This is a genomic window from Streptomyces sp. SudanB182_2057 (genome assembly GCF_964272715.1).
Lineage (GTDB): Bacteria > Actinomycetota > Actinomycetes > Streptomycetales > Streptomycetaceae > Streptomyces > Streptomyces rubradiris.
On the sequence record NZ_OZ186798.1, the window covers coordinates 6,971,800 to 6,985,502 of the forward strand.

11 protein-coding genes are annotated in these 13,703 nt (G+C 75.2%); 3 read left to right on the plus strand and 8 right to left on the minus strand.

Annotation, left to right across the window (positions count from 1 at the left end):
- Positions 1-9: 9 nt before the first annotated feature.
- From ACSURM_RS31005 to ACSURM_RS31015, 3 genes are all read right to left on the minus strand, one after another.
- Positions 10-1,401 carry an NAD(P)/FAD-dependent oxidoreductase gene (locus ACSURM_RS31005; RefSeq protein WP_436959069.1) on the minus strand — a complete coding sequence of 464 codons (1,392 nt, stop codon included), beginning with the start codon at positions 1,399-1,401 and terminating at the stop codon, positions 10-12.
- Positions 1,391-1,621 (minus strand): ferredoxin, encoded by a 231-nt coding sequence (locus ACSURM_RS31010; protein WP_436959070.1) that lies wholly within the window; start codon positions 1,619-1,621, stop codon positions 1,391-1,393. Before ACSURM_RS31010 ends, ACSURM_RS31005 begins: the two co-directional genes overlap by 11 nt.
- A 152-nt stretch (positions 1,622-1,773) precedes the next feature.
- On the minus strand, positions 1,774-2,436 hold the full coding sequence (locus tag ACSURM_RS31015; protein ID WP_436961216.1) for a hypothetical protein: 663 nt from the start codon (positions 2,434-2,436) through the stop codon (positions 1,774-1,776).
- Positions 2,437-2,688: 252 nt separating this feature from the next.
- Here ACSURM_RS31015 and ACSURM_RS31020 point away from each other — a divergent pair, with 252 nt between their 5' ends.
- A complete protein-coding gene (locus tag ACSURM_RS31020) occupies positions 2,689-3,516 on the plus strand; it encodes an SDR family oxidoreductase (protein WP_436959071.1) in 828 nt (275 codons plus the stop codon).
- 39 nt (positions 3,517-3,555) lie between these two features.
- On the opposite strand, the gene ACSURM_RS31025 is transcribed toward ACSURM_RS31020, so the two are convergent.
- The 4 genes from ACSURM_RS31025 to ACSURM_RS31040 all read right to left on the minus strand — a co-directional run bounded on the left by ACSURM_RS31025 (position 3,556) and on the right by ACSURM_RS31040 (position 9,683).
- Positions 3,556-5,244 carry a DUF885 domain-containing protein gene (locus ACSURM_RS31025; protein ID WP_436959072.1) on the minus strand — a complete coding sequence of 563 codons (1,689 nt, stop codon included), beginning with the start codon at positions 5,242-5,244 and terminating at the stop codon, positions 3,556-3,558.
- Positions 5,245-5,495: 251 nt separating this feature from the next.
- Positions 5,496-6,947 carry a GNAT family N-acetyltransferase gene (locus ACSURM_RS31030; RefSeq protein ID WP_436959073.1) on the minus strand — a complete coding sequence of 484 codons (1,452 nt, stop codon included), beginning with the start codon at positions 6,945-6,947 and terminating at the stop codon, positions 5,496-5,498.
- 134 nt (positions 6,948-7,081) lie between these two features.
- A complete protein-coding gene (locus ACSURM_RS31035) occupies positions 7,082-8,668 on the minus strand; it encodes an alkaline phosphatase D family protein (RefSeq protein ID WP_436959074.1) in 1,587 nt (528 codons plus the stop codon).
- 184 nt (positions 8,669-8,852) lie between these two features.
- Positions 8,853-9,683, minus strand: coding sequence for an alpha/beta fold hydrolase (locus ACSURM_RS31040; protein WP_436959075.1), 831 nt, complete (start codon positions 9,681-9,683; stop codon positions 8,853-8,855).
- Between the two features lie 138 nt (positions 9,684-9,821).
- Between ACSURM_RS31040 and ACSURM_RS31045 the strand changes: the two genes are divergently transcribed.
- Both ACSURM_RS31045 and ACSURM_RS31050 read left to right on the plus strand, forming a co-directional pair.
- Positions 9,822-10,706 carry an RNA polymerase sigma-70 factor gene (locus ACSURM_RS31045; protein WP_436959076.1) on the plus strand — a complete coding sequence of 295 codons (885 nt, stop codon included), beginning with the start codon at positions 9,822-9,824 and terminating at the stop codon, positions 10,704-10,706.
- Between the two features lie 277 nt (positions 10,707-10,983).
- Positions 10,984-11,745: a GntR family transcriptional regulator gene (locus tag ACSURM_RS31050; protein ID WP_436959077.1), complete on the plus strand. Its 762-nt coding sequence runs from the start codon at positions 10,984-10,986 to the stop codon at positions 11,743-11,745.
- A gap of 708 nt (positions 11,746-12,453) precedes the next feature.
- Here the strand turns inward: ACSURM_RS31050 and ACSURM_RS31055 are convergent.
- Entirely contained in the window at positions 12,454-13,608 is a 1,155-nt protein-coding gene (locus ACSURM_RS31055; protein WP_436959078.1) for an ROK family transcriptional regulator, read from the minus strand.
- Positions 13,609-13,703: the final 95 nt, after the last annotated feature.

Sequence of the window (13,703 nt, forward strand, 5' to 3'; positions counted from 1 at the left end):
GCCGGCGGGTCAGTGCCGGGAGGGGTGGAAGACCAGTTGCTGGTCGGCCGGCGAGTAACCGCTGAGGGTCACCATGGGGCCGTGGGTCGGCAGCGACGGGTCCGGGAACCCGGCCGGCACCGGCTGCCGGCCCTCCGGACGGCGGTCCAGCGTCGGGAACTCCACCGGGAACGGCGCGCCCCGCTCGATCTGCCGCTGGTAGAACTCCAGCCAGCGCGCGTTGTCGAAGGTCACGGCGGCCACCACCCGGCCCTGGTGGCCGTAGACCCCGACGAACCGGCGCTCGGCGAGCGAGCCCTGCGTGATCATCAGCTGTTCGCCCATGGGCGGCACGCCGACCGACTTGATGTTGACCCCGAACATCGACGACCAGAACGCCGGCATCCACAGGTGCGGGCGCCGGTCGGCGCCGTCGCAGATCATGTTGTGCGCGGCCGTCTCCGCCTGCGCGACGGCGTTGCCCCAGTGCTCCAGCGACAGGAACTGGTAGCCGAACAGCGCGTGCGGGGAGCGCGCCACATCGCCCGCCACGAAGACGTCGTCCGTGACGATGCCCCGGAAGTCGAAGGCCCGGCAGCCCGCGTCACAGGCGACGCCCCGCGGCCCCGCGCCCAGCCCCGACCCGGTCAGCCACTCGGTGTTGCGCAGCGACCCCAGCGACACCACGACCACATCCGCCTCGACCACGCTCTCGTCGGACAGGTGCACGGCCCGCACCCTGCCCACCGTGTCCCCCTCCAGGGCGGTCACCGTGACATGGGTGCGCAGGTCCACGCCGTGCTCCGTCGCGAGGTCCGCCGCGACCGAGCCGACCACCCCGCCGAGCGCGCCCACCAGCGGCGCCCCCGCCCGCTCGGCCATGGTGACCGGCAGCCCCCTCTCCCGGCAGGCCGAGGCCACCTCCGAACCGGCGAACCCGGCGCCGATGACGAACACCCGCCGCGGCCCCGCCCTCAGCCGCCGGGCCAGGTCCGCGGCGTCCTCCCGGGTCCGCAGCACACACACCCCGTCGAGCCGGGCCTCCTCCTCCTTGAACCAGGGCCGGGCGCGCACCCCGGTCGCGATGAGCAGCCGGTCGTACGCCACCTCGTCCCCGTCGGCCAGCCGGACCCGCTTGGCCGCCAGGTCCAGACCGGTCGCCGGGACACCCAGCCGCCACTCGGCGTCGATCTCCCGGCGGCGCGGCAGCTGTGTGCGCAGCGGGGACGCCATGCCCAGCAGCGCGGACTTCGACAGCGGCGGCCGGTCGTACGGCTCGTGCGGCTCGTCCCCGATCAGGGTCAACTCACCGGCGAAGCCCTCGGCGCGCAGCGTCTCGGCCGCCCGCAGGCCCGCCAGCGAGGCGCCCACGATCACGATCCGTCCCTCACGCCTCAGCCGTTCGATGTGGTCAGCGGACATCGGACGCCTCCCGGTCCGCGCCCGCGCGGTCCAGGCCGTCGGCGGTGATCGCCCGCACCGGGCACGCCGCCACGGCCCGCGCCACCCGCTCCCGCTGCTCCTCCTCCGGACGCGGGTCGTACAGCAGCGACTCCTCGCCGTGCATGGCGAAGACATCGGGCGCGAGGAACGCGCACTGGGCGTACCCCTGGCACTTGTTGAGATCGACGACGAGCCTCATCGACGCTCCGCCCTTTCCCATGGCGAGGTCCGGGGCGCGCCACACGGCTCGCGCGGGCGGACTCCGGACGGCGGTCACCCCCGCTCGCCAGCATGCGAGCGAGGACGCGGGACCCGCGCGCCCAGCACGCCGATCGAGTGACCGCCCGGCGCCTACCCGGCGCTCTTCCTCCGGCCCGCCCTGAGGATGTGCAGGCCGGTCAGCAGCGACCAGGCCGGGAAGACCAGCTCCGCCCACGGCACGTTCGACGAGACGAAGAGCAGGACCAGCACGGTGACGAACCCCGCGATCGTCAGCGGGCGGGGCAGCACACCCAGCCGGTACCCCATGACCGACACGGACGACACGAAGACGGCCGCCATCCGCATGGCGTACCCCGTCATCAGCGTGTAGGCGAGGTGGCGGCCGAAGTCCCACGCCACCGGCAGCGGCGGCAGACCCGGCGGATGGCCCACCGCCAGCACGGCGCCCGCCGCCGCGGCGGCTCCGAACAGCGTGGCGGTGAAGACCAGCCCGCTGCCCAGGAAGACGGTGGCGAGGAACTTGTCCTCGGCCGCGCCGACGTGCCCGCGGATCGCGCCGAGAAACCACAGGAAGAAGATCCCGGCGAACGGCACCAGCGCGAGGGCCGCCCGCAGCGCGTCGCGCCGCCCGGAGTCCGTGAACCCCTGGGCGGTCACCGCGTCGGCTCCCTCCGGAATGGCCAGCCTGACCAGGACCATCGCCGCCGCCAGGAGCAGCGCGAAGACGATCCCGGCCAGGCCCGCGGCGCGCGGTGTCCGCAGCGCCCGGTGCCCCGGCGCGTTCTCCCGCATACCGGCCCCTTTCCCGTCGGTGCTGTGGCACCAGCGGGCCACCTCCGGCCCGGCCGCGCCACCGGGGGCGGCCGTCCGGCCGAGCGCGGAGACCGTGGCGGCCCCCGTCACCTCGGCCGCCTCCGCCTCCGCCGCGGGGGCGACCGGCATCGCCGGTGCCGCGCCGGGCCTGCTCGCCGCGGGCGCGGCGGCCGGCGCCGTCCCCCGAAATCCGCTCGCGCGCCCCGCACCCGCTCCCTAAGGTGAACGGCCGTGACCACTCCTGCCGAACTGCGCCGCGACCCGTTGCCCCTGCGCGGCCGGACCGCGCTCGTCACCGGTGCCTCCCGGCGGGCCGGGATCGGGCACGCCGTGGCCCGGCGGCTGGCCGCCTACGGAGCCAGCGTGTACCTGCACCACCACGTACCGCACGACGCCGCCATGCCCTGGGGTGCCGACAGCCCCGACGCCGTCGCCGGCTCCGTGCGCGAGGCGCTCGCCGACCCCCGGGCGCGGGTCGTCTCCGGCCCCGGCGACCTGGCCGACCCGGCGGAACCGGCCCGGCTGGTGCGGGCCGTGACCGAGGAGTTCGGCCGCCTGGACATCCTCGTCGCCAACCACGCCCTCAGCGGCTCCGACGGCACCCTGGACGACATCGACGCCGCGATGCTGGACGCCCACTGGGCGGTGGACACCCGCTCGGTGCTGCTGCTCGTCCAGGCGTACGCCCGCTCGCGCGCCGCCTCGGCCGGGGACGCCCCCGGCGGGCGCGTGGTGCTGATGACCTCCGGCCAGGACCTCGGCGGCGGCATGCCGGGCGAGATCGCCTACGCCCTGCAGAAGGGCGCCCTCGCCTCCGTCACCCGCTCGCTGGCCACCGCGCTCGCCGACCGGGGGATCACGGTGAACGCCGTCAACCCCGGCCCCGTGGACACCGGTTACGCCACCGGCGAGGCGCACGCGGAGGTGGCCGCGCGGTTCCCCGCCGGACGCTGGGGCGCGCCCGACGACCCCGCCCGCCTCATCGCCTGGCTGGCCACCGACGAGGCGGGCTGGATCACCGGCGAGGTCGTCAACTCCGAAGGCGGCTTCCGGCGCTGACGCGCGCCCCCAAAGCCGCCGCCGTGTTGTCTGGGGTGGTTACAGCCGGGACAACTCGTCCACCAGGTCGTCCAGGCCGAGCGAACCCTGGGACAGCGCCGCCATGTGCCAGGCCTTCAGGTCGAACGCGGCGCCGTGCCGCGCCCGCGCCCGCTCCCGGCCCAGCAGCCAGGCCCGCTCGCCCAGCTTGTAGCCGATCGCCTGGCCCGGCATGGTCAGATACCGGGTCAGCTCGCTCTCCACGAAGTCCGCCGGACGGCTGCTGTGCGCCCCGAAGAACTCCTGCGCCAGATCCGGGGTCCAGCGCTCGCCCGGGTGGAACGGGGAGTCGGCCGGGATCTCCAGCCCCAGGTGCATACCGATGTCGATGATCACCCGCACCGCGCGCATCATCTGCGCGTCCAGATACCCGAGGCGCTCCTCCGGGTCGCCGAGATAGCCCAGTTCGTCCATCAGCCGCTCCGCGTACAGCGCCCAGCCCTCGGCGTTGGCGCTGACCATGCCCACCGTCGCCTGGTAGCGGGAGAGGCTGTCCGCCACGTGCGTCCACTGCGCGAGCTGGAGGTGGTGCCCGGGCACGCCCTCGTGGTACCAGGTCGACACCAGGTCGTAGACCGGGAAGCGGGTCAGGCCCATCGTGGGCAGCCAGGTGCGGCCGGGCCGGGAGAAGTCCTCCGACGGGGACGTGTAGTAGGGGGCCGCCGCGCCACCGGGCGGCGCGATGCGCGACTCCACCCGGCGCACCCGCTCGGCCAGTTCGAAGTGCGTGCCGTCCAGGTCCTCGATCGCCCGGTCCATCAGGCCCTGGAGCCAGTCGCGGACCTCGTCCACGCCCTCGATGTGCCGCCCGTGCTCGTCCAGGTGCGCGAGCGCCACCCACGGCGTCTCGGCGCCGGGCAGGATCTTCTCCGCCTCCTTGCGCATCTCGCCGAGGATCCGGTGGAACTCCGCCCAGCCGTAGGCGTACGCCTCGTCCAGGTCCAGGTCGGTGCCGTTGAAGTAGCGGGCCGAACGCGCGTACCGCTCCCGGCCGACCACATTCGGGGCGTCCTCGACGGCCGGCGCGTACACCTGGCGAAGCCAGTCCCGCAGTTCCGCCACGGCACCGGTGGCCGCCCGCGCCGCCTCGTCCAGTTCCGCGCGCAGCGCCTCGGGGCCCGCGGCGGCGAAGTCCTCGAACCAGCCGCGCCCCTCGCCGGTGTCCGCCCACTCGGTCAGCTGGCCGATGAACGTGGCGGTCGGCCGCGGTGCCGCGAACAGCTCGCGCTCCAGCCCGAGTTCGAGCGAGGCGCGGTAGCCCGCGAACGCCTCCGGCACCGCGCGCAGCCGCTCGGCGATCGCCGCCCAGTCCTCCTCCGTCTCCGCCGGGGTGAGGGTGAAGACCTCCCGGACCGCGTGGCCGGGCGTGTGCATGTTGCCGACCTCGCGCAGGTGTTCACCGGCCTCGTGCATCGCGAGCTGGGCGGTCAGCCGCTCCCGCAGCAGCCGCCCGCAGCGCCGCTCCACGTCACTGTCGGCGCCGGGCCGCCGTTCCGCCTCGTCCAGCCGCGCGAGCGTGTCCCGGGCCAGCCGCGCCTGCGCGTCCCAGCCGTCCGGCGAGTAGTCGGGCAGCCTGCTCGAACTCTCCCGCACACCGAGGAAGGTGCCGGTGACCGGATCGAGGGCGATGAGGTCGTCCACATAGGCGTCGGCGACCTGACGGGGCAGCGGGATCTGGGTATCGGACATGCGGCCCATCCTCGTACGCCGGGGATCTCCGCGTCACCCGGGTACGTCGGTATTCAGCTCTGGGCGTGGCCGGGCGGCAGCACCGGGCGTTCCGCGCGGACGGCGGACGGCGGACGGCGGACGGCGGACGGCGGACGGCGGACGGCGGGGGGCGAGGGCGGCGTGGGAGGCGTGGGAGGCGGTGGGCCGAGGGAGGGCAGGCCCCCGCGGGGATGATCGCGCGGGGGCCCGTTCCGGCGGTCCGGCGGCCTTCAGTCCCGGTGGGCCGGGTCGGTGAGGCGGCGGTCGGCGGTGGGGTCGAGCGAGGAGGCCGAGGAGTGCCCGGGGGTGTCCAGGCGGGCCGTGATGACCAGGGTGCCCTCCTCGATCTGGTAATCCAGGGGAAGGCCCAGCGCGCGCATCGCGGCGATCATGCCGGTGTTGGACGCCTTGGTCACGGCGTACACGCTCGCGCACCCGGCCTCCGCCGCCATCCCGACCAGCCGGCCGAGCAGTTCACCGCCGACGCCCCGCCGCTGCCACTCGTCCTCGACCAGCAGCGCGACCTCGGTCTCGTCGCCGTCCCACAGCAGATGCCCGAGGCCGACGATCCGGCCGGAGGCGGTCTGCGCGGCCAGCGTGCGGCCGAAGCGGGGGCTGAGCAGATGGTTCAGATAGCGGTCCGCGTCGCCGACCGGGCCGTGGTAGCGCAGCCCCAGCGTCCGCGGCGAGCACCGGTCGTGCATCGCCCTGGCCGCGGCCAGGTCCCCGGTGTCGACCCGGCGCACCGTGATGTCGTCGCCCTCGGGCAGCGTCAGCACGTCCTGTCCGCGGGGGATCCGCGGCCCGAGCCGCCCGTCCAGCTCCACCAGCGCCCGGGCGCGCGCGAACTCCGTCGGGGTGAACGGCAGATACGGCCGCTCCACGGTGAGCACCCCGCCCTCGGGCGCCGGCAGCCGCATCACGGTGTCCTCCAACACCCCCTCGGCGGGCACCGGCAGCGGGCCCCGGCCCCCGCCGGCCGGCGTGGCGGGCAGCGACCGGATCGTGCACCGGCCCAGCAACTGCCTTATAGCCAGCGGCAGTTCGGAGGCGTCCAGCGCGGTACGGGCGGCCAGGCCCAGCACCCGGGTCGGCGCGTCGACCAGATCGTGGGCGTCGGCCCGCTCGATCCACGTGGACGTGCCCCCGGCCAGCGCGACCGCCCGGGTGAGGCCGGCCGCCGTCAGCGTGCCCGGCGCCCGCAGCAGGAACTCGTCCACCGTGCCGTCGGCCAGGGGGTGGGTCTGGAGGCTGAGGATGTCCACCCGGTGCCCGGCGAGCGCCGTGCACAGGGCGGCCAGGGAGCCCGGTTCGTCCTTCACCGTCGTCCGCATCCGCCACAGCGTGCCGGGGCCGGGGAGAGCGGCCTCCGGGGCGCCGGGCTGTCCGGACGGCCCGGCCGGCCGCGTCTCGGCGGCCGGCCGGGCACCGGTATCGCTCACGGGCGGCGCGTGTCCGTGGCGGCGTGACCACCACACGTGGAAGCCCGCCGTCGCGGCCAGCACGATCGCCGAGATCACCAGCAGGGCCGGCCCGTCCGGCCCGTGCCCGATCAGGTTGGCCACCGCGTCCGCGACGGCCACCGCCGTGAACAGCGCGGCGAGTTCGACGACGTCCCGCCGCCAGTGGTGCACGGGCCGTCCGTGCCGGGCCCGGGTCACATCAGGCATCTCTGGAGTCATGCGGCCACTGTGCAGGAGGGGTGTTGCGCGATCACGAACTGATTGTGTCCGACGAGTAAAAGCATGCTCCGTCCCATTTGTTGCGCTTTCTACGGCCGACCGGTCACCCTCCCCGCTCCGGCCCGCCGGTCCGCCTACTGGCCGACCCGGCCCGGCTGGAGCGTCCGGCTGAACAGCACACCGCCGTCCTGCTCCCGCAGCCGCACCGTCAGCTCGCCGCTGTCCCCGTCGATGTCCACCTCGCCGAAGAACTGGTAGCCGCCGGCCGGGGAGACGTTGGACGCGGTCGGCGCCTTCACGAACACCCGCTCCGGGCCGAACGTGCCGTCCAGCGGGCTGGCCGGGAACGCGCCGGCGTTCAGCGGCCCGGAGACGAACTCCCAGAACGGCTCGAAATCGGTGAACGCGGCCCGGGACGGCTGGTAGTGCTGGGCCGAGGTGTGGTGCACGTCCGCCGTCAGCCACAGCGTGCCGGTGATCCGCCGGTGCTTGACGAACCGCAGCAGCTCGGCGATCTGCAGCTCGCGCCCGAGCGGCGCGCCGGGGTCGCCCTGGGCCACCGCCTCGAAGTTCGGCCGGCCCTCCGTCGCGTCCGGTACGACGAGACCGATGGGCATGTCGGCGGCGATCACCTTCCACACCGCCCGCGAGCGGGCCAGCTCCCGCTTGAGCCACTCCAGCTGCTCCCGGCCGAGGATGCCCTGCGGGTCGGTGGTCTGGTCGTCCGGCGAGTTGGCGTTGCGGTAGGTGCGCATGTCCAGCACGAACACGTCCAGCAGCGGCCCCTGGCGCAGCACCCGGTGGACGCGGCCCTCCTTCGCGCCCGGCCGCAGCGTGGGGATGGGGAAGTACTCGCTGAACGCCCGCTCGGCGCGCGCGGCGAGGACGTCGACGCTCTTCTCGGTGTACCGGGTGTCGGTCGTGGCGATCACCTCGCCCGGGTACCAGTTGTTGCGCACCTCGTGGTCGTCCCACTGGATGACCGAGGGCACCCGGGCGTTGAACGCGCGCAGATTGGCGTCCAGCAGGTTGTAGCGGAAGTTGCCCCGGAACTCGGCCAGGGTCTCGGCGACCTTGGACTTCTCCTCGGTGGTGAGGTTGCGCCAGGTGCCGCCGCCGGGCAGCGCCTGGGTCTCGGGGATCGGGCCGTCGGCGTATATGTTGTCGCCGCTGCACAGGAAGAAGTCGGGGTCCAGCCGGGCCATGGCGTCGTAGATGCGGTAGCCGCCGCGGTCGGGGTTGATGCCCCAGCCCTGGCCGGCCAGGTCGCCCGACCACAGGAAGCGCACGCCGTCCCGGCGGCGCCGGGAGACCGTGCGGAAGGTGCCGGTGACGGGCTCGCCGGTGCGGCGCGGGTCGTCGGGGTCGGCGAGCAACACGCGGTAGTGGATCTGCTCGCCGGACGGCAGGCCGTGCAGCCGGGTGGTGCCGGTGAAGTCCGTGCCGGGGCCCAGCAGCGGGCCGCGCCAGCGGCGCGGGTTGCGGAACGACTCGGTGGCCGAGGTCTCCACGATCATCCGGGCGGGCCGGTCCGCACGCACCCACACCAGGCCCGAGTCCGCGGTCACGTCACCGGCCTGCACCCCCCAGCCCGCCACGGGGCGGCCGGAGCGGGCGAAGGCCGGGGCCGCGCCGAGGCCGGCGGGCAGAGTCAGGGCCGCCGACGCGGCGAGCGAGCCGCGCAGTACGCTGCGGCGGTCCGGGAGCGGACGGTGGGACATGGCTGCGCCTCCAGGGACGGGATCCGGCCAGTGTGCGCAGCCACACCTACTGGGGCGGCGCGGCGCGCACGCGAACCGCGGGTGAACTCCCGTCGCCGGCCGGTCCGTCGGCGCCGCGCGCGACGGCGGACGGCCGGGCTTCTCCGCCCGGCCGCGCCGCCCCGCCCCGCTCCTCAGTCGCGCGTCAGCGGCTGCCGTCCAGGATCACCCGCGCCACCAGCGCCGGGTCGTCGTTCATCGGCACGTGACCGCAGCCGGGCAGCCGGACCAGGCGGGCGTGCGGGACGATCCGCTTGGCGCGGACGCCTTGGCGGGGCACCAGGAGCCGGTCCCGGGCGCCCCAGGCCACCGTGACCGGAAGGCCCGGCACGGCGTCGGTGAACCGGACCGTGGCGCCCGCCCGCAGGGTCGCCGTGAAGCCGGTGGCCGTCGCGAGCGCGCGCGTCTCGGCGGCCACCGCCTCCGGCGAACGGCGCGCCGGGCGGGCGTAGATGGTGCTGGTCAGCGCGGTGCGGCCGGCCGCCGTCCGGGACAGCCCCGCCACCACCGGCGGCGGTAGCCGCCGGGCGATGCCGCGCATCCCGAGCAGCACCGCGATGGCGTACCGCCGCTCCGCCTCTGACCAGAAACCGGCGGGGGACAAGGCCGTGACGGACCGTACGAGCTTCTCCCGGCCCAGTTCGAGGGCGAGCAGGCCGCCCAGCGAGTTGCCGGCGACGTGCGGGCGGTCCAGGCCCAGCGCCTCGAACAGGGCGCCGAGCACGGCGCCCGTGGTGGGCAGGTCGTAGGCCAGCCCCGGCGGCAGGCCCGGGGAGGCGCCGAAGCCCGGCAGGTCCACGGCGATCACCTCGCGCTCGGTGGCCAGGATGTCCACGACCGGGTCCCAGGCCTGCCGGTGGTGGCCGATGCCGTGCAGCAGGACCAGCGGTTCGCCGCGGCCCACGCGCGCGTAGGACACGGTCACCTCGCCCGGGCCGTGGGGGGCGGGGACCTGGAAGGAGACGGTGGCGGACATGGGGGTGCTCCTCGTCTGTGCTGCCGACGGACGCCGTAGACAGCTTGTCAGCAATCGCCTACCGGCGGGTAGCCCTTCGCGGGCACCGGCCCCGATACCGGGTGGACACCGGCGGGCGGGTGACGATGGGATGGGCAGGTGACCGCACAGCCCGCCACCGACGTCTTCGAAGAACACCGGCCCCTGCTCATGGGGGTCGCCTACCGCATGCTCGGCCGCGTCGCCGACGCCGAGGACGTGGTCCAGGAGGCATGGCTGCGCTGGTACCACGCCGACCGCGACGAGGTCCGCGAACCGGGCGCCTATCTGGTGCGCGTCACCACCCGGCTGGCCATCGACCGGCTGCGCCAGGCTCAGCGGCGCGCCGAGGCATACGTCGGCCCCTGGCTGCCGGAGCCGTACCTCACCGAGTTCGCCGACACCGCACCCGACTCCGCCGACCGCGCCGTGCTCGCCGACACCGTCTCCCTCGCCGTCCTCGTCGTCCTGGAGTCGCTGTCCCCGCTGGAACGGGCGGTGTTCGTGCTCAGGGAGGCGTTCGGCTACCCGTACGCCGAGATCGCCACGCTGCTGGAGCGGACCGAGCCGGCGGTACGGCAGCTCGCCGGACGGGCCCGCCGGCACGTGGCCGAACGACGCCCCCGCTACGACGTCGAGCCCACCCGGCGCCGGGAACTGACCGAGCGTTTCCTCGCCGCCGCCGGCGAGGGCGACCTGGAGGGGCTGATGTCCCTGCTCGCCCCGGACGTCCGGCTGGTCGGCGACAGCGGCGGCAAGGCCAAGGCGCCGGTGCGCGTCCTGCACACCGCCGACAAGGTCGGCCGCTTCCTCGTCGGCGCCGCGCGCAACGCCCCGGCCGAGCGGACCTACCGCGTCCTGGAGACCAACGGCGGCCCCGCCCTGCTGATCCTGGCCGACGGCAAGCCCGACAGCCTGTTCCAGGTGGACATCGCCGACGGCCGCATCACATCCGTCTACATCATCCGCAACCCGGACAAACTCCGGCACCTCGCGACCCGCTGAGCCCCCTCACCCGCGTGCCCCCGTCGCCCCGGCGGGGGCTTCGCCGTACCCGGACGTCCTCGCCGTACGACGGGAGCTTTGCCGCGATGTCACACACACCGGTGCGCGCGAACGCCTCGTGAACGCTTCGCTGCCGACGGTCCGGATACCGGCGGGGCGGCCGAGGATTGGTCTTGACCAAGGGTGAGCGCCGCCCTATGGTCGCAGAGAAGTGCAACAACCTTTAATAAACAAGGGCGCCAAAAACCGCCGGACCACGGCTCTCGCGGAGGACAGGGTGGGGACGACGCAGCTGGAATCGGTACCGGAACCGAAGTACTGGCATCTCAAGACCGTGCTCAGCGAGGCACTCGACTCCGAGTTCTCGGTCGGCGAGATCCTGCCCAACGAGCGCGACCTGGCCGCCCGCTTCGGCGTGGCCCGCGCCACGCTCCGCCAGGCCCTCGAACAGCTGGAGCTGGAGGGCCGGCTCCAGCGCCGGCGCGGGGTCGGCACGACCGTCGCGCCCCCGCGCGTGGGCGTGGCCGTCGGCACGCGGCAGCACGTCTGGCCCGGCGCCGCCGGAGACGCCTGGCAGCCCGTCGACAGCGCCCAGGCGGCGCCGCCCGCCGCGGTCGCCGCCGCGCTGGAGACCGGCGCGGACGAACCCGTGCACACCGTGCGCCGCTCCCGGATGTCCCACGGCCAGCAGGTCGCCACCGAACTGCTCTACATCCCGGCGGCCTCGGTGCCCGGCCTGACCGCGATCGACGCCCCGTCCGGCGCGGCACGCGCGCGTGCGGTGCTGCGGGAGCTTCAGCACCTGCCCCTGGAGGGAGAGGACCGCGCGGTCGAGCTGGGCTCTGCGCGCGCGGACGACGCCAGGGCACTGGACCGGCTCCCCGGCTCCCCGGTGCTCGTCGTCACCACCCGCTTCCTCGCCCAGGGCCGCACCGCCGCCCTGTCGGTGGCGACCTACCGCGCCGACACCTGCCGGCTCACCTTCGGCGACTCGGCGGGCGTGGAGATACACCACGACCCGCGGCAACGGGCCTCCTGAATCCGGCCAGGAAGTTCTCCGGCGCGGGGCCGCGACCGCCTTACGGCCCGGCGTCCAAGACCTCCGCGGCCCGGACGGCGGCCCGACCCGTACGCGCACTGTGCGGCCGGGTCCGGCCCGCCCGGCGTTCTCGGCACACCGGGTCAGGCCAGGGCACCGCCGAGCCGGTCGCCGCGCCCATGGCACGCCCGCGTTCTGCCGGGGCGCCACCGCCGCCAAGGCTTTCGACGCCGGGTTCGGCCAGGCCCCTGCGAAGCATCCGGCCCGCGCTTTCCACGTGGCCGGGTGCGGCGAGGACAGTGCCGGGGCGGTACGCACTCCCGCGCCCGAACCACGCCCGGGCCCAGCCCTTCGCGCCCACTGTGCGGCCGGGTTCAGCGCCGCACACCTTCTCCGCAGGTGGGCTCAGTGCCCCGTGCCCACGCCGCGCCCGGGATCAGCGCCGCGCGCCCACTCCGAGGGCGGGTTCAGCGGCCCGTGCCCACTCCGCGCTGAGTTCAGTGCCTGGCGTTCACCTCGCGTCTGGGCTCAGTGCCTCGCGCCCACGCCGCGCCTGGGCTCAGCGCCGCGCGCCCACTCCGTGGGCGGGTTCAGCGGCCCGTGCTCACCTCGTGCCCGGCCCCAGCGCCTCGCGTCCACTCCCCGCCCGGCCCCAGCGCCCCGTGCCCACGCCGTGCCCGCCCTCGGCCTTCGCCCCGGTGGCCGGGCTCAGCGGCGCGTCACCGTGCCGTCCACGGTGAACAGCTTCTCCTCCACGTGGTCCATCGCGAGCCGCAGCGCCCCCGTGGCCACCGCCGCCTCGCCCAGGACCGACAGGGTCACCCGGGGCGGACGCAAGCAGTAGCGGGCCAGTTCGCGGCGCAGGGGCTCCAGGACGCCGTCCAGACCGGCCGCCCAGCCGCCTATCACGACCAGCTCCGGATCCAGCGCCAGCACCAGCGCGGCCACGTCGTGCACCAGCCGCTGGATGAACCGCTCCACGGCCGCCCGCGCCCGCAGATCGCCGCCGCGCGCCAGCGCGAACACCTCGGCGACCGCCTGCTCGTCCAGCGGGTGCAGCGGCTCGTCGGTGGTGGACAGCAGCGCCTCCGGCTTCGCCTCCCGGCCCAGCAGATGCAGCGCGCCGATCTCCCCGGCCGCCCCGCCGTAGCCCCGGTGCAGCCGCCCGCCGATCAGCGAACCGGCCCCGGGACTCAGCCCGGCCAGCACGAACACCACGTCGTCCGTCTCGGCCGCCGCGCCCTTCCAGTGCTCCGCGAGCACCGCCGCGTTGGCGTCGTTCTCCACCAGCACCGGGCAGCGGAAGGACCGGCCGAGCCGCTCCCCGAGCCGCAGCCCCGTCCACCCGGGCAGCGCCGTGCCCAGCCGTACCGTGCCGTCCGCCTCCACGATGCCCGGCGTGCCCACGCCCACCGCGCGCAGCGAACCGCGTGCGACCCCGGCCCGGCGCAGCAGCTCGGCGACCGCGCCGCGCAGCCGGTCGAGCCGCTCGTCCGCCGGGGCGCCCGCGCCGATCTCCTTGGCCTGCGCGCCCAGCACCCGGCCGTCCAGGTCGGACAGCAGCGCGGCGACCCGGTGCGGCCCGATCTCCAGGCCCAGCAGATGCCCCGCCTCGGCCCGGAACCGGAACCGCCGCGCGGGCCGCCCCTGCCGGCGTGCGCCCCCCTCGTCGGCCGCCGTCTCCACCACCAGACCGGCCTCGATGAGCCCCTCCACGACGCCCTCGACGGTCGGCCGGGACAGTCCGGTGACCCGGGTGATCTCGGTGAGCGTCGCGCAGTCCGTGGCGCGCAGCGCGTGCAGCACCACCGCGGAATTGATCCTTCGCAGCAGCGAGGGATCGCCGCCGGTCAGCTGCCCCACCGTCCGTCCTCCCAGCTCGCGGGCGTATTGGCCGGATCGTACTCGGCCGGGGGCACCCCGGCGAGTGCCGGGTCGCGCGCGCGGTCGCGGCCCGC